We start from the raw sequence: 20,360 nt of genomic DNA on the forward strand, positions 1-20,360 counted from the left end.
GTTCCGCCGTGCTCGCGCTCCGCGACGCCGGCCTGTCCTACGGCACCCGCAAGCTCTGGGACGGCCTCGACCTCGACGTCGCGCCGGGGGAGTTCCTCGCGGTCCTCGGCCCGAACGGTGCCGGCAAGACGAGCCTGCTGAAGACCGTGCTCGGGCAGCAGCGGCTGACCGGCGGCACGATGTCGTTCCTCGGCCAACCCGTCCGCCGCGGGCACCGGAAGATCGGCTACATCCCGCAGCAGCGTCTGATGGATTCCGGTACACCGCTCCGCGCCCGGGACATGATCGCGCAGGGTGTCACCGGGTCCCGATGGGGCATCCGGCCGGAGCGGAAGGCCGAGCGGGAACGGATCGACCGCATCATCGACGAGGTCGGTGCCACCGCGTTCGCGGACGCACCCGTCGCCGAACTGTCCGGCGGCGAGCAGCAGCGCACCCGGGTGGGGCAGGCCATCGCCGCCGACCCCGCACTGCTCCTCTGCGACGAACCCCTCATCTCCCTCGACCTGCGCCACCAGCGCGGTGTCACCGAACTCATCGACCGGCAGCGCCGCCAGCGGGGCGCCGCGGTGCTGTTCGTCACGCACGACGTGAACCCGATCCTCGACGTGGTCGACCGGGTGCTCTACATCGCCGGTGGTCGGTTCCGCATCGGATCGCCGGACGAGGTGCTCCGCGCCGACGTGCTGAGCGACCTGTACGGCACCCCCGTCGACGTCGTCCGGACGATGGGGCGCATCGTGATCGTCGGCGCGAACGACGCCCACGACCACCACTGCGACCCGGACCCGCACGCTGCGGCGCCGGACGAAGGGCGGATCTGATGGACGTCTGGTCGACGATCTTCTCGTTCCAGGACTACGGCGAGCTCCTCGCGCTCGTGCAGAACTCGATCATCGCGGGTGCGGTGCTCGGCGTCGTCGGCGGACTCATCGGCCCGTTCGTGGTCGCGCGGAACATGCCGTTCGCGGTGCACGGCATCAGCGAGCTCTCGTTCGCCGGCGCCAGTGCGTCCCTGCTCCTCGGGGTGAACGTCGTGACGGGCTCGCTCGTCGGGTCGGTCATCGCGGCGCTCCTCATCGGGCTGCTCGGCTCCCGGGCGCGCGACCGCAACTCGATCATCGCGGTGCTGATGCCGTTCGGGCTCGGCCTCGGGATCCTCTGCCTGGCGCTCTACAAGGGCCGCGCAGCCAACAAGTTCGGGCTGCTCACCGGGCAGATCGTCTCGGTCGACCAGCCCCAGCTGCAGTCGCTCGTCGTGATCAGCGCGATCGTCGTCATCGCCCTGCTGGTCATCTGGCGCCCGCTGATGTTCTCGTCCGTCGACCCGGACGTCGCGGCGGCGGCCGGTGTCCCCGTCCGCACCCTGGCGCTCGTCTTCATGCTGCTGCTCGGGCTCGCGACCGCGGTCTCCGTGCAGATCGTCGGCGCGTTGCTCGTGCTCTCGTTGCTCGTCACACCGGCTGCCGCGGCACTCCGGCTGACGGTGCACCCCGTCCTGGTCCCCGTGCTGAGCATGGTGTTCGCGGTCGTGTCGGTCGTCGGTGGCATCCTGCTGGCACTCGGCGGCGGTCTGCCGATCAGCCCGTACGTGACGTCGATCTCGTTCGCCATCTGGGTGGTGTGCCGGATCCTCGGTGCCCGGAAGGAACGTCGTGGTCGCGACCGGGTCGCGGTCCGCGACGAACACGACACGACCGCGGCGCCGTCGCGTCGCACGGAAGGAGTGAACGCGTGAACGCCGTCCAGAAGCCCAAGCGCAACACCTGGCAGCGCGAAGCCGTCCGCGGCGCGCTCGACTCCACCGAGGGGTTCGTCAGCGCACAAGCGCTGCACGCGCACCTCCGCGAAGGCGGCTCGACGATCGGCCTGGCCACGGTCTACCGGGCCCTCGCGGACCTCGCGACCGAGGGGGACGCCGACTCGCTCCAGCAGGACGGCGAGTCGCTGTACCGGGCGTGCACGACGGACAAGCACCACCACCACCTGATCTGCCGGAACTGCGGTCGGACGGTCGAGATCCAAGCCGACCCGGTCGAGCAGTGGGCGCAGCAGGTCGCCGCTGAGCACGGGTTCACGAACGCCAGTCACGTGGTCGACATCTTCGGCGAATGCGCAGCGTGCACGGCAGCACGCGGCAACGCGTCCGCGTAGCGTCCACACCATGCACGTGATCCTGGTGCCGGGCTTCTGGCTCGAAGCGGACGCGTGGGACGAGGTGCTGCCCGTCCTCCGCGAGGCCGGTCACTCCGTCGAGGCCCTCACCCGCGACGGGGACTCGCTCGACGAGCAGGTGGCGGCGATCGTCGAGCGACTCGACGACGTCGCGACCGCGGACGAACCGGTCGCGCTCGCCGGGCACTCCGGCGCCGGGCCGATCGCGTACATGGCCGCAGACCAGCGTCCGTCGCTCGTCGGGCACCTGCTCTACGTCGACACCTTCCCCGGCCCGGCTGGCGGCTGCGTCAACGACGAACTGCCGGTCGTGGACGGCGTCGTACCGCTGCCGCCGTGGGACTTCTGGGAGCCGGCGACCCTACGGGGGATGACGCCGGAACTCCGCGCCGCCTTCGAGCACCGTGCGATCCCGGAGCCCGCTCGACTGCCCGTCGACCGGTTCCACTACGACGACGCCGCACGGCACACGATCCCGGCGACGGTCGTCACGTGCGAGATCCGACCAGAGGAGCTCGCCGCCATGGTCGCCGACCACCAGGCGTGGGCGGCCGAGCTCGTCGCGACCGAGGAACTCACCATCGTCGGTCTCGACACCGGCCACTGGCCGATGTTCACGGCGCCGAGGCGGCTCGGCGAGTTGCTGGTCCACGCGTTGGCACCGAAGCCCGCGGTCGGTCCGTAGCCGACCGGGAGACCGCGCCTCCGTCCGCGACGCACGTGCGGCCGGTGGACGTGACCACCTGCAGGGCCGCGGTCGCGTTGCGGGGCCGGCCCGGGCCTCCAGACCGGAGGCCGACTTGCGACACGCCCGGCCGTCCCGTAATGTGGATGGCTGGTCCGCGCCTGCGCGGGCCCAGTTGTTCAGCCCTCCTGCCGTCGCGAACGCCGCGGCCGGATCGGGCGGCACGCACAGCCCCCTCGCAGAACCACCGTCGGTGGCGACGCGCGTGCGTGCCAGGCAAGTGACCTTGGGTGTGGCCGATCGGCCGCACGGTACTCAACAGGAGGAAACCATGGCAGCAGTGTGCCAGGTGACCGGAGCCACCCCCGGCTTCGGACACAACATCTCGCACTCGCACCGCCGGACGAAGCGCCGCTTCGACCCGAACGTGCAGAAGAAGACGTACTACGTGCCCTCGCTTCGTCGTAACGTCACGCTCACGCTCAGCGCAAAGGGCATCAAGGTCATCGACGCACGCGGCATCGAGTCCGTCGTCAAGGACCTCCTCGCCCGTGGGGAGAAGATCTGATGGCCAAGAAGGGTCAGGACGTTCGTCCGATCATCAAGCTCCGCTCCACGGCGGGCACCGGGTTCACCTACGTGACCAAGAAGAACCGTCGCAACAACCCGGACCGTCTCGTGCTGAAGAAGTACGACCCGGTGGTCCGCAAGCACGTCGACTTCCGTGAGGAGCGCTAAGCATGGCGAAGAAGAGCAAGATCGCGAAGAACAACCAGCGCGCCGAGATCATCGCGCGCTACGCCGACCGTCGTCTCGAGCTGAAGAAGGCCCTCGTGGACCCGAACGGCACGGACGAGTCGCGTGAGGCCGCTCGCGTGGGGCTGCAGAAGCTCCCCCGCGACGCCTCGCCGATCCGCTACCGCAACCGCGACGCCATCGACGGTCGCCCCCGTGGCCACCTCGGTGAGTTCGGCATCAGCCGTGTCCGCTTCCGCGACATGGCCCACCGTGGCGAGCTCCCCGGCATCACGAAGAGCTCCTGGTAAGCACTCGCTTCCCGAACGCCCCGTCACCCTCACCGGTGGCGGGGCGTTCGTCGTCCGCGGGTGAACTCGGTTCGCTCTCGGGGGACAAGTTCGTCACATTCGTCACATCTGTCACTCCAGCACCTCAACAACCCCGGAAACCCGGGCGAGTCGGCAGGTTTCGTCCCACCCTGCTGGTAGTTTCAACTCCGGTTCCGCCGGGCTCCGGTCCGCTGATCCGAAGCACCGGGCAACCGCCCGGGGCAACGGACGCCACGTGCGTCCGACCGATACGCAAGAAGTCCGAGGAGGACATCCAATGGCTGACAAGTCACTGAACCGCACCGAGCTCGTCGCGGCCGTCGCCGCCGAGTCCGGCCAGAGCCAGGCCACCGTCAACGGCGTCGTCGACGCACTCTTCAGCGTCGTCTCGGGCTCCGTCGCCGACGGCACGAAGGTCACGATCCCCGGTTGGATCGCCTTCGAGAAGACGCACCGTGCCGCCCGCACCGGCCGCAACCCGCAGACGGGTGAGGCCATCGAGATCGCCGCGAGCGACTCGGTCAAGGTCAGCGCCGGCTCGAAGCTCAAGGCTGCGGTCAAGTAAGACTGCTCCGGCACGAAGGGGACGGCGTTTCGCCGTCCCCTTCGTCGTTTCGTTCTCCACATCTGCCGCCGGCGATTCTGCTGGGGGTCTGGCACGCCCGTAGGCTGTCCTGGTGAACCGGATCGCACGTGTCAGCGGCCCAGCCGTGCTCGTGCTGGTCGCGTTCGTCGCGGTCCTCGTCGCGCTCGTGATCGGCGGGGGAGCGAACGCCGCGCTCATCGCCGACCCAGGGGCCGTCGTGCGGTTCGGGCTCCCGATCGCCCGGGTCTTCGTCGACCTGTCCGCCGCCGCCACGATCGGCGGACTCGCCCTCGCGACCGTCGGCCTCTCGCGCACCGCCCCCGAGTGGAACCGGGCGATCGACGTCGCCGCCGCGTCGGCCGGCGTCTGGACGGTCGCCTCGGCGGTCACCACCTTCTTCACGTTCCTGAGCGTCGCCGGGTCGAAGGTCAGCCTCGACGAGCAGTTCGGGCAGTCGATGGGGGTCTTCCTCACCGGCACCGACCTCGGTCTCGCGTGGCTGGTCACCGTCCTCGTCGCAGCAGCGGTCACCGTGCTGTGCTTCGCCGTGCGGTCGCGTGGCATGGTCGCGCTCACCGCCGGCGTCTCGATGATCGGGCTCATCCCGCTCGCGCAGCAGGGGCACGCCGCCGGCACGGCCAGCCACGCCGCCGTCGTCACGGCCCTCGGGTTGCACCTCGTCGGTGCGGCGCTCTGGATCGGCGGGCTGCTCATGCTGGTCCTCGTCCGGGGTGTCGTCCCCGCCGACCGCCTGGCTCCGCTCGTCGGTCGGTACTCGAGCATCGCGCTCGGGTGCTTCGTGCTCGTCGCCGTGTCCGGCGTCGCCTCCGCACAGATCCGGGTCGGCGCGCTGTCGAACCTGTTCACCCCGTACGGCGTCCTGATCCTCGTCAAGATCGGTGCGATCGTCGCCATGGGGGTGCTCGGCGCGGTGCAACGACGTCGCACGATCTCCTCGCTCGTGTCGACGCCGGGTCGGTCGCGCCCGTTCTGGTTCCTCGTCGTCGTGGAACTCGCGGTGATGGGTGTCGCGTCCGGGTTCGCCGCGGCGCTCGGTCGCACGGCCACCCCGGTCGACCAGATCGCGTTGAGCAAGACCACGAACCCGTCCCCGGCGGAGCTCCTCACCGACGACCTCCTCCCGCACGCTCCGGGAACCTGGGGCTGGCTGACGTCCTGGAACCTCGACCTGTTCTGGCTGATGGCGGCGGTCCTGCTCGCGGCGACGTACGTGGCAGGGGTCGTCCGCCTGCGCCGTCGGGGCGTCTCGTGGCCGGTCCGCCGGTCGGTGGCCGCCGCGATCGCGATCGTGTGCCTGGTCGTCGCGACGTCCGGCTCGCTGCACGACTACGACCGCTTCCTGGTCTCCGCGAACGTCGGTGCGCACGTGCTGCTCGGGCTCGTCGTGCCCGGGCTCGTCTGGGCGTCGGCGCCCGTGCAGCTCATCCGTGCCGCGGTGCTGCCGCGTGACGACGACAGCACGGGTGTCCGCGAGTGGACGGACGTCATCGTCGACCACCCGGCCGTCCGGTACCTCGCGCAACCGTTCCCCGCGTTCCTGTTGCTCGCCGGCATCTGGTGGGCATTCTTCGGCACCCAGGCCCTGCGCTGGTCCACGAGCGACCCGACCGGACGCACCGTGATCGACACGGTGTTCCTGCTGGTGGGGCTCCTGGCACTCCCGACGCTCCTCACGCCGATCGCCGCTGGTGCCCGGAGGCCGTCGTGGTCCGCGTTCCTCGTGCGCGCCGTCGGTGCAGTCGTCGTCGCTGCGGGGCTGGTGTCGCTCGGCATCGCGATGCAGGGGCCCCTCGGGCTGCTGCAGGCGTCGTGGTTCGGTGCGATGGGTCGCACGTGGGGCCCAGACCCCCTGGTCGACCAGGCCCGGGGCGGTGTCGTGCTCGTCGTCGCCGGGGTCCTGCTGCTCGTGACGGTGCTCGTCGTCGGGCTCGTGCGAGTGCGACGGGGCACCGCCGGTGCTGGTCGGCCGCAGCACCCCGCAGTGGACACAGAACCGCGAGGTCCGGAACACGGTTCCGTGCAGGCGGCGGAGCACGACTTCGACGACGTCAGCGCGGACTCCGAGGCGAGCACCCCGTGAGCGTCGAGCTCAGCGCCGAGCAGCGGGCCGTCTTCGAGTACATCGAGTCCACCCGCGACCACGTGTTCATCACCGGCCGTGCGGGTACGGGCAAGTCCACGCTGCTGAACCACCTGGCCTGGAACACCGAGAAACAGGTCGTGATCTGCGCGCCGACCGGTGTCGCGGCCCTCAACGTCGGCGGCCAGACGATCCACTCGTTGTTCCGGCTGCCGATCGGGCTCATCGCCGACGCCGAACTGCGACAGGGACCGGAGACCCGCAAGCTCCTCAACACGATGGACACCCTGGTCATCGACGAGGTCTCGATGGTCAACGCCGACCTGCTCGACGCGATGGACCGCTCGCTCCGCAAGGCCCGCGGGCGCCAGTTCGAGGCGTTCGGCGGGGTGCAGGTCGTCATGTTCGGCGACCCGTACCAGCTGCCCCCGGTCCCTGGTGACGCCGACGAGCGCGCGTACTTCACGGACCACTACCGGTCGCTGTGGTTCTTCGACGCGAAGGTGTGGCTCGAAGCCGAGCTCAACATCATCGAGCTCGCGACGGTGCACCGGCAGCGCGACGACGCCTTCGCCGCGATGCTCACGGCAGTGCGGCACGGGCGGGTCACGGCGGACATCGCGGGTCGCCTGAACGAAGCGGGAGCCCGGCCGGCGCCGGACGACGCCATCACGCTCGCGACCAGGAACGACACCGTCGCGAAGATCAACAAGGCCGCGCTCGACCGGTTGCCCGGCGCCACGAAGACCGCCAGGGCGGACGTCAACGGCGACTTCGGCGGGCGGAACTTCCCCGCCGACGAAGCGCTCGAGCTCAAGCCGGGGGCGCACGTGATGTTCCTCCGCAACGACCCGGACCAGCGCTGGGTGAACGGCACGCTCGGCATCGTGCAGACCATCCGCGACACCGTGTGGGTCGACGTCGACGGGGAGTCCTTCGAGGTGCAGCCGTCGGTGTGGGAGAAGTTCAAGTACTCCTACGACGCGGACAAGAAGGAACTGAAGAAGGACACCGTCGGGGAGTTCCAGCAGTTCCCCCTGCGCCTGGCCTGGGCGGTCACCATCCACAAGTCGCAGGGCAGCACCTACGACCGGGCGGTGGTCGACCTCGGCAACCGGGTGTTCAGCGCTGGGCAGACCTACGTCGCGCTGTCGCGGCTGACCTCGCTCGACGGGCTCTACCTGAGCCGACCGCTGCGCCCGCAGGACATCATCGTGGACCTCGACGTCCGGCGCTTCATGTCAGAGGCCCCGCGCATCGTCGCCACGCAGCTCGAGGCCCCGAAGGACACGACCGAGTCCTGAGCACGTCGCCGCCGGGCACGTGGGCTCGCGCTGCGCGGGTCGTTGCGCGTGCAACGAGAGACACCACCGTTGTCGTACGACAGCGAGTCTGTCGTTCCGAGTCGGTCGTCGGTGCCAGCGACCACCCCGCCCGCACCCCACACACGACGACGCCCGCCTGCCGACCGGCAGACGGGCGTCGAGGTGTGGCGGAACGCGTCAGGCGGTGGCCGAGGCGCGCAGCGCGCGGATGTTCTGCTTGTCGGCGCCGAGCGCGGTGAGGAGCAGCACCACGCCGACGATGGCGTTGAAGACGTTGTCGGTGGTGTTCAGCGCGAAGACGTTGGCCGAGGTGTTCACGAACACGAAGCCGTACGCCGCGAGGACGATCAGCACGACGCCCACGACGAGGTTGACGTTGCGGGACCCGATCGTGTTGCCGAGTCCGACGATGAAGAGCGCCGCGGCGAGGATCGTCCACAGGAACGCGAGTGCCGGGTTCACCTGGAAGGCGTTCCAGAGCATGCCGCCCGAGTCGCCGAAGAACGCGTGGCCACCGTCACCGGCGAAGAAGAAGCCCAGGACACCCCAGATGACGAGCAGGGTACCGACCGTCAGCGCGAGTGCGCGGTTCGGCGATGCGATGATGCTCGGTTCCTTGACGGCCACTTCGGTCTCCTCTTCTTGCGCCACGAGGGTCGTCGTGGCTGACTCCTGCGGCGCGGTGCGTCCAGCGTTGCTGGTCGCTGCCTGCCGGAACAGGCCGATCGGGCCCTGGTTCCCAGGTTCCGACCGGCGCGACAACGGTATCGTGTTCGACCCCGACCGACCCAATCGAACGGCCGACGATCCGCTCGGGCGACCGCCCGTCCGGAGCGCCGTGACGAGGCGCACCACCAGGCCCGCGACGACGACCCCGAGGAGGACGATCCCCGTGACCCGTACGCCGGAGCGCACAGCGTCCGATCCGCGCGACGACGGGCGCGGACCGAGCGTCTCGCGCCGGTTCCGGTGGGCTGTGCTGTCGGCTCTGGGGTTCGTGGTCGTGCCTCTCGTCTACGCGGTCGCCGTGCTGACGCCGCTCGGGCAACGGGTCGAGGACTCCGCGCTCGGCGGGGTCCGGGAGACCGACCTGTTCGGGTCGGACACCGCACTCAACGTCATCTCGGTCCCGGTGATCCTGCTGCTGGTCGTGGTGATCGCCGCCGTCGCGTTCGCACGGAGGCGGCTCGCCGTCGGACTGGCGGCGGGTGTGGTGGTGCTCGCCTCGGCTGGCACCTCCACGCTCCTCAAGCGTATCGCCGTGCGCCCGGAGATCGCCGGGTCCACGACGCCGAACTCGTACCCGTCCGGTCACGCGACGATCGCGATGGCGGCGTTGTTCGCGGTCCTGATGGTCACACCCCGTCGGTTCCGGCCGATCGTGCTGCTCCTCGGCGCCGCGTACGCGGTGTTCGTGGCGAACCAGACGGTGGTCTACGGCTGGCACCGGGTGAGCGACATCGTCGGCGCGTGTGCGGTCGCCCTGTTCTGGGTGGGGCTGGTCCGTGCCGTCGGGCCCGTCGTCGACCGTGGTGCGCGTGGAGACCGGGACGGCCGCCGGGGTCCCCGACGCGTGGTGACGGCGGTGCTGCTGGTCTCGACGGGGGTGACGCTCGCCGTGGGGATCGCCGCGCTCGTGCTCGCGGTGACGAACGGCAGCGGGCACGACCACGACGCGATGCTCGTGGCGGGGCGGATGGCGTCGTCGGTGAGCGTGCTCCTCGCGGTGACCGCGGTGTGGCTCGCGGACGGCATGCACCACACCGCCCCCACGACGAACACCAAGGGGGTGCCCGCACCCGTCTGAGCACGCCGTGTCACAGCCCGGTAACGCGTCGGTCGGTGGCTGCGCTTTCCGACTAGCGTCGTCGGTGTCAGCGGCGTCGGGACCCGCCGCGGACGAGGGGAAGCATGCGGGCGCAGCACACCGCGGGGACGACACGTCGCCGCCAGCGGACGCTCGCCGCTGCGCTCGGATTCGTCCTCGCGATCGCAGCCGTGGTCATCCCGAGCGCCCCCGCGAGCGCGATGACCCAGGTCGGCACGGTCAGTGGCACACCCGGTGCCTCGGTGCAGGCGGTGGTCCAGAACCAGTCGGCCGGGTTCGGCACGTGGACGATCACCGCGCCCCCGGACACGACGATCACCGTCGCGCAGTCGGTCCCGGCGCCGGGGCTCGGACAGTTCACGTGTGCCCCGGTGAACGGCGGGCAGCAGGCGAACTGCGGGACGAGCACCTGGGGTGTGAACAACCAGGTCGCGATCACGCTGACGATCGCCCCGGGTGCCGATGCGCCGCAGACGGTCCAGGGGACGTCCGTCATCTCGGGGCTCGAGTCCGGGACGTACTCGGTCGGCATCGTCGCGCCGGCGGCCCCCGGCGCCCCGACCATCACCGCACCCGCCGACGGCAGCGAGTCCATCGCAACTCAGCCGACGATCACCGGCACGAAGACGGCCGGGAACGCCGCGACCGTCACGCTCGACGACCAGGCCCCGTGCGCGATCCCGGCCGACGCCACCGCCACGTGGAGCTGCCCGGCTCCGAGCGAGCCGCTCACCGTGGGCCAGCACACGGTCACCGCCACGCAGACCGACCGGTTCGGCCAGACCTCCCCGGTCGCGACGAGCACCTTCACCGTCCTCGCGCCGGCAACGTTCTCGATCACCCAGTCCGGCGCCACCGAGCTCGTGCCGACGCGCGAGGCGACCCACACGATCACGATCGACAACACCGGCGACGGCGAGGCGAGGGACGTCACCTTCACCGCGGACCTCGGCGGCTTCCCGGCCACCGTGTGCACGGTCGACGGCGCCGCGGCGGACTGTTCGGCGCTGCCCGGCGGGGTCGCGCTGGGGACACTTGCGCCTGGTGCCTCGGTCGTGGTGACCGTCACGGGGGCAGCTCCGGCGGGAACGGCTCCCGGCACGACCTACGCGATCGCGACCAGCACGGTGTCGAGCACCGACCCGGACTCCCCGGTCGTGTCCTCCGCGACGCTCGAGGTCGTCCCGCTCAACGCCCCGGTCTTCACGTCGCCGAGCGCTGGGTCGGTCACGACGAACGCGACCCCGGTCATCCGCGGCGCACAGGCGGTCGAGGGTGCCGTGGTGACGGTCTTCCAGGGCCCCACCGCGATGTGCACGGCGACCGCGGACAGCGGGGGCCTGTGGTCCTGCACGCCGTCGCCGCGGTTCGCGTACGGCGCGGTGAACATCACCGCTTCGCAGACGTACGGCGGCATCACCTCGGCACGCGCGACGCTCGGCTTCACGGTCCGGCAGATGCCGGTCACGCCGACTCCGCCGACGACCCGGCCTGGAGGCTCGGCTCCCGTTCCCGGGGCGCCCTCGGCTCCGGCAGGCGGTGGCTCCACCCCGACGGGCGGGTCCGGCGCCTCCGCCGGGTCCGGCACGAACGGCGGCGGCGGGAACGCCGGCGCGGGTGCCGGGTCGGCAACGCCCTCCACACCAGCGGCCCCTCCGTCGAGCGCCCCGTCGAGCGCCCCGGGGAGCGGCTCCGGCGGCGGCTCCGGCTCGGGTGGCGGGAACGGTGCCGGCACGAGCAACGGCGCGCTCCCGATGGACCTGCGGTTCGGGACGCAGCGGATCATGCCGGGCACGGCAGCCGACATGCGCGGCACGCTCGGGCCGAACGCGTCCGGCGCCACCGTGGCGATCACGTTCTCGGCCCGCATGAGCACCGGCATGGTCTACCGGAACGTCGACGTCGAGGTCGACGAGCAACCGGTCGACTGCTCGGTGGCGACGACGACGTTCTCGTGCCTGATCCCGCTCGACCCCGGCAAGCAGGCCGACGTGGCGATCCGGGTGTTCGCCGACGCCGTGAACGCTCCCGACACCGCCGTGCAGCAGATCCAGGTGGCGTCGAACCGGTCATCGCAGGCCAACGCGATGACGGTGACGACCGCGGTCGCGAAGGGCGAGACCGAGGCGTCCCAGCTCGCCGACCAGATCACCACGTTCAACGTCACCGAGTTCCCCGGCGCGATGGTGCCGCTCCTCGCGATGCTGCTCTTCGCGCTCGCCGCCACGGTGGCGGGCCGCCGGGCGACCGGCGGGAGCCCGACGGCCCCGGTGGCGACCGGCCCACCTCCGGGAGCCGACCCACCGGGCGGCACCACAGCCTCCAGTCCGATCCGACCTGACGACCAGTCCGGGAGCAACCGATGACGCAGACGACCGAAGCCCCGCCGGAACGGCGCACACGACGCAACCCCGCGCCGATCATCCTGCTGGTCGCGGTGGTGCTGCTGGCGGTGTACTACGTCGTGATCGGGCTCTCCGGAGCCCTGAAGACCACGACGACCGTGCCGGTGTCCGGGCCGAACGACCGGACCGGCAACTACATGTCGCTGCGGATGAGCGTGCAGGACGTCGACCTGTCGAACCGGGTGATGCAGGCGAACGTGCTGCCGATCCCGCACGGGGACTTCGTCGGCGACAAGGCCGGTGAGATCTCGGAGCCGTTGCGCATCGAGGTGTCGAGCGGCGGCGTGACCACGAGCGTCGTGACGTTCCCCGGTCAGTCCGTGGTGGACGCGACCTCGTTGACGTTGACGCTCGACCGCGGTGACACCTCGTACCCGTTCGACCAGCCGTTCGCGAACTTCCAGCTCAGCGTGCAGAACGACGACACCGGTCGAGCGGTCCCCTTCCAGGTCGACATGTCGAACTCCGCGCGGCCGTGGAACATGCAGGCCGAGCGCTCCGGTGCCGAGCAGCAGGACGGGCGCACGCTGGTCCCGATGCAGATCGACGGACACCGCGACGCGCTGAGCATCGTGATCGTGTCGTTCTACATCCTCGCGATCCTGTTCACGACGCTGATGGCGGTCGTCACGGTCGGCAGCGCGATCCTCCGGCGGAGGCTCGAGTTCGCGAACGTGATCTGGTTGAGCGCGACGCTGCTGTCGTTCCCGGCGCTGCGGTCCGCGATGCCGGGTGCGCCGCCGATCGGGACGACGCTCGACTTCGTCTTCCTGTTCCCGTGTCTGGCGCTCGTCGCGATCATGTTCGTCTGGACGGGCGCGTACCTGTTGTGGCGCGAGTCGAAGGTGCTGCGCGGCAGGGTGATCGAGGACGACGCCTAGTCGCGCTGCCCCTCCGCGGGCTGCGGCTCGTCGGCGTGGTGCAGGGTCCGGAGGATCCGCCGGGCGATCCGTGCTTCCTCGTCGGAACCGAGCTCGTCGCGCACGGCGCGGACGGACAGCCCCAGGATCTCGGCGATCTCGGACGGCGCGACGTTGAGCTCGGTGAGCCGTGCGACCAGGGCGTCGCGGTCGTCGGCGACGGCCTCCTCGAGCGCCCGGGCCTCGGCGCGCATCGCCCGCGCGCGCTCGCTCGCGCAGCGGACGGCGGCGATGCGGGAGGCGGTCGAGGGGTCGCCGACGACGAACTCGATGCGCGGGGTCTCGCCCGCGAAGTCGTGCACCATCGTGCGGTGCTGGACGACGACGTCGTCGAGCCACGCGCCGTGGTGTTCGATCGCCGGGTAGTCGACGCAGCGCAGCACCCATTCGTCGTCGACGAGTGCGGCTGTCGAGGTGATGGTCGTCACGGTGGAACCTCGTCCTGATCAGCGAACCTGGTGAGGGGTTCCGCTTCGACGCTACGCGGATCGGCGGGCTCCCGCGGTCCGCAGTTCGGCGGACAGGAGCGGGCCGCTGCCCGGTCGCGGGCGAGCCCGCTGCTCGGTCGCGTGGTGGGTCCGCTGCTCGCGGGAATACCGTGTGGTGCGCTACGTTGTACCCGGCAGTTCGATGCAAACGCATCGATCTCATGGAAGGCGGCATCATGCAGTTCGGCATCTTCACGGTCAGTGACGTCACGACCGACCCGACCACGGGGACCACTCCGGACGACACGCAGCGCGTCCGCGACATCATGACGATCGCCGAGCACGCCGACCAGGCCGGGCTCGACGTCTTCGCCACGGGTGAGCACCACAACCCGCCGTTCGTCGCGTCCTCGCCGACGACGATGCTCGGCTACCTGGCCGGGCGGACGAAGCACATCACGCTCTCGACGTCGACGACCCTCATCACGACGAACGACCCGGTGCGCATCGCCGAGGAGTACGCGATGCTCCAGGTGATCTCCGACGGCCGCATGGACCTGATGATGGGCCGAGGCAACACCGGCCCGGTCTACCCGTGGTTCGGGCAGGACATCCGGCAGGGCGTGAACCTGGCGATCGAGAACTACGCGCTGGTCCGCCAGCTCTGGGAGAACGAGGTCGTCAACTGGCAGGGCAAGTTCCGCACGCCGCTGCAGGGCTTCACCTCGACGCCGCGTCCGCTCGACGGTGTCGCGCCGTTCGTCTGGCACGGCTCGATCCGCACGCCGGAGATCGCGGAGCAGGCCGCCTACTACGGCGACGGCTTCTTCCACAACAACATCTTCTGGCCGATCGAGCACACCGCGCAGATGGTCGGGCTCTACCGGCAGCGCTTCGAGCACTACGGGCACGGTGCCGCGAACCAGGCGATCGTCGGGCTCGGCGGGCAGTTCTTCGCACGCAAGAACTCGCAGGACGCCGTCGCCGAGTTCCGCCCGTACTTCGACAACGCCCCGGTCTACGGGCACGGGCCGTCGATGGAGGACTTCACCGAGCAGACCCCGCTGACCGTCGGGTCGCCGCAGCAGGTCATCGACCGGTACGCGGCGATGAAGGACAGCGTCGGGCACTACCAGCGCCAGCTGTTCCTCGTCGACCACGCGGGCCTGCCGCTCAAGACGGTCCTCGAGCAGATCGACATCCTCGCGTCGGACATCGTGCCGGAGCTCCGCAAGATCAACGACGAGGGGCGCCCGGCAGGCGTGCCGTCGAACCCGCCGTCGCACGCGGAGCGTGTCGCCGCTGCGCGCGCAGCGGGCACGGTCGGCACCGACCACGTGGCCGCTGTCGACGAGTGGACCGGTGCGTCGGTCTGATCGCACCATCCGCATGACGGGAGGCCCGGTGCCAGCTGGCGCCGGGCCTCCCGTCCGTCGGTGGTTCCCACCCATGTCACGTGCGGGGGAAAGCTGAAACGCGCGTCGGAGGTCGGGAGAACCGACCTCCTACGCGCGTTTCGACTCCTTACGCGCGATTCGACCGGGCGGGGGAGGCGGGCGCGGGGGAGGCGGGCGCGGGGGCCCGCGCCGGGGAGGCGGGCGCGGCCGGGCGGGCCGGCAGGAGCTTCAGGCCGACGACGCAGCCGACGATGCCGGCGATGAACGCCAGACGGAGCACCGTGACGGGCTCGGCGCCGGTGGCCATGCCCCAGAGCACCGTGAGTGCCGCGCCGGTTCCCGTCCACACCGCGTACGCCGTGCTGATCGGGATGTGCTGCAGGACGTAGCCGAACGCGACGAGGCTGATCACGATCGTGATCGCGAAGACGATGGTCGGCTCGAGCCGGGTGAAGCCGTGGCTCTGGCCGAGGGCGGTCGCCCAGACGGTCTCGAGCGCGGCGCTGACGAAGAGGACGATCCAAGCCATCTAGCTCACCACCTTGAGTCCGACGACGCAGGCCACCAGGCCGAGCACCAGGGCGACCCGGCCGAACGACGCGGCTTCCTGCTTCCGGGCGATCGCGACGAGCACCGTGAGCGACGCACCGATGCCGACCCACACCGCGTAGGCCGTGCCGACCGGGATCGCCGTCATCGCGTACGCCAGGCCGGCCATGCTCGCGGCCATGCCGAGGACGAAGACGATCGTCGGCACCACCTTCTTGAACCCGTTCGACGCGCCGAGTGCGGTGGCCCACACCGCTTCGAGCACGCCGGAGAGGACCAGGACGATCCAGGTCATGACGATTCCCTTCCGATAGTCGCACGACTGTGCGACAATACCTTTCTAGCACGAGTCGCACAGTCGTGCCAGAATGATCGGGTGACGCGCAGCATCGACCTCGAGGAACGGCGCCGCACCGTGTCCGAAGCCGCCTGCCAGGTGCTGGCGCGCGACGGCCTCGGCGCGCTGAGCGTCCGGAACGTCGCGGCCGAAGCCGGTCTCCCACCGAGCACGGTCCGCTACGTGTTCCCCACGCAGGCGAGCGTCCGCGAGCATGCGCTGAACCTCGTCTTCGACGGCACCGCCGCCCGCATCGACGCGCTGTCCGCCTCGCTCGGTGGCACGGACTTCGCGCACGCGGTCCTCGTGGAGCTGCTGCCCCTCGACGACGAGCGCCGCATCGAGCTCGACGTGTACCTCGCCCTCGGGACGGCGGCCCTGACGGACCCCGAGCTCCGTCCGTTCCACGACCGGGTCGTCGACGAGATGCGGCAGTGGTGCGTGCGGATCCTCGACGCGGTCGGCGTCCCCGCGGCGGACACGGAGTACGAGACGCGGCGGCTGCACGCCCTGGTGGACGGGCTCGCGCTGCACGTGGTGCGGCTCGACCCCGCTGGCGACGCCACGTGGGCGATCGACCTGCTCGACCGCCACGTCGCGGCGCTGGCCGCGGGCTGAGGCCGGCCGGCGACCCGCTCGTCGCCTATCCTGAGCCGGTGACGACGCGCACCACCACGCCGCCGCAGCAGCAGCGTGCCCGGACCCGCACCGGCCCCGGTCTCGTGCTGCTCGCCGTCGTCGTGCTGCTCGGGATCCGGCTCGCCACACCGGCCGTCGGCACCGCCGGGCTCCCCGACGTCGTGCAGGACTTCCTCACGCTCGCGATCAGCGTCGTCGTGGAGTCCCTGCCGTTCGTCGTGCTCGGCATCGTGCTGTCGATCGTCGTCGAGGTGTGGGTCCCGCACGGCGCCCTCGAACGCATCCTCCCCAGTCGCCCGATGCCCCGCCGCGCGGTGATCTCCCTGATCGGCATGCTCTTCCCGGTGTGCGAGTGCGGCAACGTGCCCCTCGCCCGCGGCCTCATGCTCCGCGGGTTCACCCCGGCCGAGGCGGTCACGTTCCTCGTCGCGGCCCCGATCCTCAACCCGCTCGTGATCGTCAGCACCGCGCAGGCGTTCGGCTGGTCCGGGTGGATCCTCCCCGTCCGCATCGTCGGCGGCTTCGTGGTCGCGAACCTCGTCGGCTGGATCGTCGCGGCGCACCGACGTCCCGCCGACCTGCTGCTCCCGGCGTTCGAGGCCCGGTGCCGCGCCGTGATCGGCGCCGCCGCCCCGACCAACCGCTTGCGGGAGAGCGCAGCCCAGTTCGGCGGGGAGACCGCCACGATGATGCCGGCGCTCTTCGTCGGCGCCGGACTCGCGGCGGCGATCCAGGTCGCGGTGCCGCGGAGCACCCTCGTCGCGATCGGGTCGAACCCGGTGCTGTCCGTGCTCGCGATGATGCTCCTCGCGATGACGGTGTCGCTCTGCTCGAACGTGGACGCCTTCTTCGCGCTGTCCTTCGCCTCGACGTTCCTGCCCGGGTCGATCACGGCGTTCCTCATCATCGGGCCGATCATCGACGTCAAGATGATCGCCCTGCTCCGCACGACGTTCCGCGCCCGCTTCCTCGTGCTGCTCGCCGTCGTGTGCGTCCTGTTCGCCCTCGCCGTGGGGTTGGTGATGAATGTCCTCGTCTGAATCGCGGAAGCCCGCGTTCCTCGGCCTCGGCTCCGTCCTCGCGGTCGCGCTCTGCACCCTCTGGCTCGCCGTCGCCGGGCACCTCGACCTGTACATCAACCCGCGCTACGCGGTCTTCACGATCGTCCTCGCGGCCGTCGCCGTGCCGGCGTCGATCGCGGGGCTGGTCGTGGTCGCGCGGGGAGCCGGACACACGCACGACGACGCGGGTCCGGACGACGCACCGGTCGCCAGGCCTGGAGGCTCGGCTCGCCTCGTGCGCGCCACGCTCGGTGGCATCGCGGCCGCGATCACGATCGGGGTCACCGTGGCCATGCTGGTCCTGCCCCCGGCGACGCTGTCGGCACGGACCGCTCAGCAGCGGAGTGTGGACTCCGCGACGCTGTCGAACGCCACCGGATCCGGCACCGTGTCGCTCCTCGGCAGCGAGTCGGTCGACACGTCCGGGTACGGCGTGAAGGACTGGGCAGCGCTCATCCGGCAGACCACCGACACGAGCTCCCTCGTCGGCAAGCGGGTCACCCTCACCGGGTTCGTCGTCCCCGGACCGGACGGCTCGTTCACCCTCACCCGCTTCGTGATCAGCTGCTGCGCCGTCGACGCACAGCCGGTCGGCCTCGGCGTGACCACCGACGGCACCGTCCCGGACGAGAACGAGTGGGTGACCGTCACGGGAGCCCTCGCCGCGAACCCCGACCAGTCCGCCGACGCCCGGATCGTCATCAAGGCCGCCACCGTCAAGCGGGTCGACCAGCCGAAGGACCCGTATGAGTACTGAGCCAGGACGGCGCCGCCCGGTCGCGCACCGGTTCCGGCGTCGGTTCACGGCCGTCGTGCTCGTGCTCGTCGTGGTCGCGGCGCTCGCCGCCGTCGTCGGGTCGCAGCAGGGTCCGCGGCTGAAGTCGGTGTCCTACGACGCGAGCGGCATCGTCTCCCGCCCGGCGCAGCGCGTGATCATCACGGCGAACCAGGCGCTCCAGAAGGTGTCCGCGGACGACGTCCGGGTCTCGCCGGCCGCGGCCCACACCGTGACGTCGAGCGGCAACACCGTCGCCGTCGAGTTCGCCGGCCCGCTCGCCTACGACCGGTCGTACACCGTGACCGTCGCCGGGGCGCGGGCACCGGGACAGCGTGCGACCGCCGACCTCCGCGCGACGATCCGTACCGGGACCACCGACGTGCTCGCCCTCGTCCCGGGTACCGACGGCGCGAAGGACCGCGTCGTGCGCCGGTCGCTCGACGCCTCGGGTGCGACGACCGTGTACCAGGGGACGGGCATCACCGAGTACGTCCGCCTGAGCCGGTTCCTCGTCGTGCTGAGCGACTCCGACGTCGGTGACTCCCGGATCGACGTCGTGACGCTGCGGAACGGCGTGGAGGACCCCGACGCGCCCGTCGAGCACCTCACGCTCCCGACCTCCGAGGGACATGCGAGCGCGCTGCACGCCGCGGACGACGGCGCGTCCTTCGGGTTCCAGTACGCGGACACGTCGACGGGGCAGTCGAAGGACGTCGGGCTCTACGTCGTCGACATGACGGGCACCCACATGCCCGAGGCGATCGCGGCCGACGGCAAGCCCACCACCGGAGCCGTCCCGATGACCGTGAGCCAGTGGGCGTACGTCCCGCGCACCGAGAGCGCGCTGGTGCGCACGGCCGCCGACGAGCTGTTCCTCGTCGACATGAGCGGGCGCGCCGACCTCGTGCGGCTCGGCTCCGCCACCTACCTGCACGGCTTCGTCGGCACCGGCACCACCGCGGTCGTCGAGTCCGGCACCGGGATCGAACGCGTGGACCTGACCGACGGCATGCGGACCGCGATCGTCGCACCCGCTGCGAGCACGGACGCGCAGTACCTCGGTCGGATCGCCCAGCTGACGGACGACACGTACCTGCGCACGGTGGGCGACGTCCGAGCTGACGGGACGATCGCCAGCCGCATCGTGCGCGTGGACGGGAGCCGAGCCTCCCGGCTGCCCGTCACCATCCCTGATGACGCGAGCCTGACGGCGGTCTGCCCGTCGCCGAACGGCCAGTTCGTCGCGGTCGCGACGAAGTCGCCGACCGGCGCGCTCGTCAGCATCGTCGATGCGACGTCCGGCGCACTCGAGGCGAGCACCGTCGGTGAGGACGTCGACTGGTGCGGCGCGCTGCCGAGCGGCGACGAGGTCGGATAGCGTCGAGCCCGATGGATGCAGCAGTCGTCGAGCGGTGGGTCGCCGGGTGGGCACGGTCGCGGTCGATGCCGTTCGAGGCGGACGGTAGCGGCTGGCACGTCACCGTCGGCGCGGAGACCCGACTGGACGAGTACGTCGTCGCGGAGCCGTCCGGCGTCGAGGCGCTGCGGCTCGCCCGCGTCGTGGCACCGCGGTACACGAGCTGGCTCACGATCGTCGGCGGGATCGCCCCGGACGCGCTGTCCGCACTCGGCTCGCTCGACCGGATGGCCAGGCCGGGCACCGTGATGGAGGCTCGGCTCGCGCCCGTCCCGATGCCGGCGGACGTCGTGGTGGACACCGCCGACGGGGTGGCGTTCCTGCGGATCGAGGTGGACGGGGTCACCGCTGCGCGCGGCCAGGTCGCGCTCGTCGGCCGCGACGCGGTGTTCGACTGCATCGAGACCGAGGAGCCGTACCGACGGCGGGGCCTCGGTGGGCGGATCGTGGCCGGACTGACGGCGTGGGCGGTGTCGCACGGCGCGGACACCGGGCTGCTGGTGGCCTCAGACGAGGGCCGTGCGCTCTACCGAACCGTCGGCTGGCGCGACGTGGCCCCGGTGGTGACCTACCGAGGCTTCGCGTGAGTCCCCGCGGGCGTCGGCGCCCGAAGCGTGGCGCTTCCGAGCGTCGGAAGCGGAATCGCGCGTAGGCGGTCGGCT

Annotated in this window: 23 protein-coding genes; 19 read left to right on the plus strand and 4 right to left on the minus strand. The window is 71.0% G+C overall.

Annotated features, from left to right (window positions below; genetic code table 11):
• Positions 1-8: 8 nt before the first annotated feature.
• From AAEP80_RS05510 to AAEP80_RS05555, 10 genes are all read left to right on the plus strand, one after another.
• Complete coding sequence (locus AAEP80_RS05510; protein WP_420366272.1) at positions 9-824, plus strand: metal ABC transporter ATP-binding protein; 816 nt, start codon at positions 9-11, stop codon at positions 822-824.
• Entirely contained in the window at positions 824-1,738 is a 915-nt protein-coding gene (locus tag AAEP80_RS05515) for a metal ABC transporter permease (RefSeq protein WP_413600094.1), read from the plus strand. Before AAEP80_RS05510 ends, AAEP80_RS05515 begins: the two co-directional genes overlap by 1 nt.
• Positions 1,735-2,154: a Fur family transcriptional regulator gene (locus AAEP80_RS05520; RefSeq protein ID WP_420366273.1), complete on the plus strand. Its 420-nt coding sequence runs from the start codon at positions 1,735-1,737 to the stop codon at positions 2,152-2,154. The genes AAEP80_RS05515 and AAEP80_RS05520 overlap by 4 nt, the downstream gene beginning before the upstream one ends.
• Before the next feature lie 10 nt (positions 2,155-2,164).
• A complete protein-coding gene (locus AAEP80_RS05525) occupies positions 2,165-2,860 on the plus strand; it encodes an alpha/beta fold hydrolase (protein ID WP_420366274.1) in 696 nt (231 codons plus the stop codon).
• Between the two features lie 331 nt (positions 2,861-3,191).
• The gene (rpmB, locus tag AAEP80_RS05530) at positions 3,192-3,428 is read left to right on the plus strand and encodes a 50S ribosomal protein L28 (protein WP_022903747.1); all 237 of its coding nucleotides are present in this window, start codon (positions 3,192-3,194) and stop codon (positions 3,426-3,428) included.
• Positions 3,428-3,598 (plus strand): 50S ribosomal protein L33, encoded by a 171-nt coding sequence (rpmG, locus tag AAEP80_RS05535; protein ID WP_056123557.1) that lies wholly within the window; start codon positions 3,428-3,430, stop codon positions 3,596-3,598. The genes rpmB and rpmG overlap by 1 nt, the downstream gene beginning before the upstream one ends.
• Before the next feature lie 2 nt (positions 3,599-3,600).
• Positions 3,601-3,906: a 30S ribosomal protein S14 gene (rpsN, locus tag AAEP80_RS05540; protein ID WP_071299872.1), complete on the plus strand. Its 306-nt coding sequence runs from the start codon at positions 3,601-3,603 to the stop codon at positions 3,904-3,906.
• 298 nt (positions 3,907-4,204) lie between these two features.
• On the plus strand, positions 4,205-4,492 hold the full coding sequence (locus AAEP80_RS05545) for an HU family DNA-binding protein (protein ID WP_022908191.1): 288 nt from the start codon (positions 4,205-4,207) through the stop codon (positions 4,490-4,492).
• 112 nt (positions 4,493-4,604) lie between these two features.
• Positions 4,605-6,614, plus strand: a complete 2,010-nt coding sequence (locus AAEP80_RS05550) for a cytochrome c oxidase assembly protein (RefSeq protein WP_420366275.1) — start codon at positions 4,605-4,607, stop codon at positions 6,612-6,614.
• Positions 6,611-7,918 carry an ATP-dependent DNA helicase gene (locus AAEP80_RS05555; protein ID WP_402727935.1) on the plus strand — a complete coding sequence of 436 codons (1,308 nt, stop codon included), beginning with the start codon at positions 6,611-6,613 and terminating at the stop codon, positions 7,916-7,918. The genes AAEP80_RS05550 and AAEP80_RS05555 overlap by 4 nt, the downstream gene beginning before the upstream one ends.
• A gap of 198 nt (positions 7,919-8,116) precedes the next feature.
• Here the strand turns inward: AAEP80_RS05555 and AAEP80_RS05560 are convergent, their stop codons facing one another.
• On the minus strand, positions 8,117-8,566 hold the full coding sequence (locus AAEP80_RS05560; protein ID WP_413600089.1) for a DUF4383 domain-containing protein: 450 nt from the start codon (positions 8,564-8,566) through the stop codon (positions 8,117-8,119).
• 376 nt (positions 8,567-8,942) lie between these two features.
• On the opposite strand from AAEP80_RS05560, the gene AAEP80_RS05565 reads away from it, so the two are divergent.
• The 3 genes from AAEP80_RS05565 to AAEP80_RS05575 all read left to right on the plus strand — a co-directional run bounded on the left by AAEP80_RS05565 (position 8,943) and on the right by AAEP80_RS05575 (position 13,053).
• Positions 8,943-9,746, plus strand: a complete 804-nt coding sequence (locus tag AAEP80_RS05565; RefSeq protein WP_420366276.1) for a phosphatase PAP2 family protein — start codon at positions 8,943-8,945, stop codon at positions 9,744-9,746.
• A gap of 104 nt (positions 9,747-9,850) precedes the next feature.
• Positions 9,851-12,133 (plus strand): Ig-like domain-containing protein, encoded by a 2,283-nt coding sequence (locus AAEP80_RS05570; RefSeq protein WP_420366277.1) that lies wholly within the window; start codon positions 9,851-9,853, stop codon positions 12,131-12,133.
• The gene (locus AAEP80_RS05575) at positions 12,130-13,053 is read left to right on the plus strand and encodes a DUF4436 family protein (RefSeq protein WP_420366278.1); all 924 of its coding nucleotides are present in this window, start codon (positions 12,130-12,132) and stop codon (positions 13,051-13,053) included. The genes AAEP80_RS05570 and AAEP80_RS05575 overlap by 4 nt, the downstream gene beginning before the upstream one ends.
• On the opposite strand, the gene AAEP80_RS05580 is transcribed toward AAEP80_RS05575, so the two are convergent.
• Entirely contained in the window at positions 13,050-13,520 is a 471-nt protein-coding gene (locus AAEP80_RS05580) for a hypothetical protein (protein WP_281266713.1), read from the minus strand. The two genes, AAEP80_RS05575 and AAEP80_RS05580, sit on opposite strands and share 4 nt — an antisense overlap.
• Before the next feature lie 236 nt (positions 13,521-13,756).
• Between AAEP80_RS05580 and AAEP80_RS05585 the strand changes: the two genes are divergently transcribed.
• Entirely contained in the window at positions 13,757-14,896 is a 1,140-nt protein-coding gene (locus tag AAEP80_RS05585; protein WP_420366279.1) for a CE1758 family FMN-dependent luciferase-like monooxygenase, read from the plus strand.
• A gap of 148 nt (positions 14,897-15,044) precedes the next feature.
• Here the strand turns inward: AAEP80_RS05585 and AAEP80_RS05590 are convergent, their stop codons facing one another.
• Both AAEP80_RS05590 and AAEP80_RS05595 read right to left on the minus strand, forming a co-directional pair.
• A complete protein-coding gene (locus AAEP80_RS05590; protein ID WP_420366280.1) occupies positions 15,045-15,446 on the minus strand; it encodes a DMT family transporter in 402 nt (133 codons plus the stop codon).
• Positions 15,447-15,761, minus strand: coding sequence for a DMT family transporter (locus AAEP80_RS05595; RefSeq protein ID WP_281266716.1), 315 nt, complete (start codon positions 15,759-15,761; stop codon positions 15,447-15,449).
• Positions 15,762-15,842: 81 nt separating this feature from the next.
• On the opposite strand from AAEP80_RS05595, the gene AAEP80_RS05600 reads away from it, so the two are divergent.
• The 5 genes from AAEP80_RS05600 to AAEP80_RS05620 are packed head-to-tail and all read left to right on the plus strand — an operon-like array spanning position 15,843 to position 20,285.
• Complete coding sequence (locus AAEP80_RS05600; protein ID WP_413600081.1) at positions 15,843-16,421, plus strand: TetR/AcrR family transcriptional regulator; 579 nt, start codon at positions 15,843-15,845, stop codon at positions 16,419-16,421.
• Positions 16,422-16,459: 38 nt separating this feature from the next.
• Positions 16,460-17,482: a permease gene (locus AAEP80_RS05605; RefSeq protein WP_420366281.1), complete on the plus strand. Its 1,023-nt coding sequence runs from the start codon at positions 16,460-16,462 to the stop codon at positions 17,480-17,482.
• Entirely contained in the window at positions 17,469-18,260 is a 792-nt protein-coding gene (locus tag AAEP80_RS05610) for a TIGR03943 family putative permease subunit (protein ID WP_420366282.1), read from the plus strand. Before AAEP80_RS05605 ends, AAEP80_RS05610 begins: the two co-directional genes overlap by 14 nt.
• Complete coding sequence (locus tag AAEP80_RS05615; protein WP_420366283.1) at positions 18,250-19,659, plus strand: hypothetical protein; 1,410 nt, start codon at positions 18,250-18,252, stop codon at positions 19,657-19,659. The genes AAEP80_RS05610 and AAEP80_RS05615 overlap by 11 nt, the downstream gene beginning before the upstream one ends.
• Before the next feature lie 11 nt (positions 19,660-19,670).
• Positions 19,671-20,285: a GNAT family N-acetyltransferase gene (locus AAEP80_RS05620; protein WP_420366284.1), complete on the plus strand. Its 615-nt coding sequence runs from the start codon at positions 19,671-19,673 to the stop codon at positions 20,283-20,285.
• The last annotated feature ends 75 nt before the right edge of the window (positions 20,286-20,360 follow it).

The organism is Curtobacterium sp. L3-7, assembly GCF_048756585.1.
In the GTDB taxonomy this organism is placed as follows: domain Bacteria; phylum Actinomycetota; class Actinomycetes; order Actinomycetales; family Microbacteriaceae; genus Curtobacterium.

Bases quoted from the DNA above. Each gene is read 5' to 3' on its own strand.
- AAEP80_RS05515 (WP_413600094.1), top strand. From the start codon at position 824: ATGGACGTCTGGTCGACGATCTTCTCGTTCCAGGACTACGGCGAGCTC.
- AAEP80_RS05525 (WP_420366274.1), top strand. From the start codon at position 2,165: ATGCACGTGATCCTGGTGCCGGGCTTCTGGCTCGAAGCGGACGCGTGG.
- rpmB (WP_022903747.1), top strand. From the start codon at position 3,192: ATGGCAGCAGTGTGCCAGGTGACCGGAGCCACCCCCGGCTTCGGACAC.
- rpmG (WP_056123557.1), top strand. From the start codon at position 3,428: ATGGCCAAGAAGGGTCAGGACGTTCGTCCGATCATCAAGCTCCGCTCC.
- rpsN (WP_071299872.1), top strand. From the start codon at position 3,601: ATGGCGAAGAAGAGCAAGATCGCGAAGAACAACCAGCGCGCCGAGATC.
- AAEP80_RS05545 (WP_022908191.1), top strand. From the start codon at position 4,205: ATGGCTGACAAGTCACTGAACCGCACCGAGCTCGTCGCGGCCGTCGCC.
- AAEP80_RS05570 (WP_420366277.1), top strand. From the start codon at position 9,851: ATGCGGGCGCAGCACACCGCGGGGACGACACGTCGCCGCCAGCGGACG.
- AAEP80_RS05575 (WP_420366278.1), top strand. From the start codon at position 12,130: ATGACGCAGACGACCGAAGCCCCGCCGGAACGGCGCACACGACGCAAC.
- AAEP80_RS05585 (WP_420366279.1), top strand. From the start codon at position 13,757: ATGCAGTTCGGCATCTTCACGGTCAGTGACGTCACGACCGACCCGACC.
- AAEP80_RS05590 (WP_420366280.1), bottom strand. From the start codon at position 15,446: ATGGCTTGGATCGTCCTCTTCGTCAGCGCCGCGCTCGAGACCGTCTGG.
- AAEP80_RS05595 (WP_281266716.1), bottom strand. From the start codon at position 15,761: ATGACCTGGATCGTCCTGGTCCTCTCCGGCGTGCTCGAAGCGGTGTGG.
- AAEP80_RS05610 (WP_420366282.1), top strand. From the start codon at position 17,469: ATGTCCTCGTCTGAATCGCGGAAGCCCGCGTTCCTCGGCCTCGGCTCC.
- AAEP80_RS05615 (WP_420366283.1), top strand. From the start codon at position 18,250: ATGAGTACTGAGCCAGGACGGCGCCGCCCGGTCGCGCACCGGTTCCGG.
- AAEP80_RS05620 (WP_420366284.1), top strand. From the start codon at position 19,671: ATGGATGCAGCAGTCGTCGAGCGGTGGGTCGCCGGGTGGGCACGGTCG.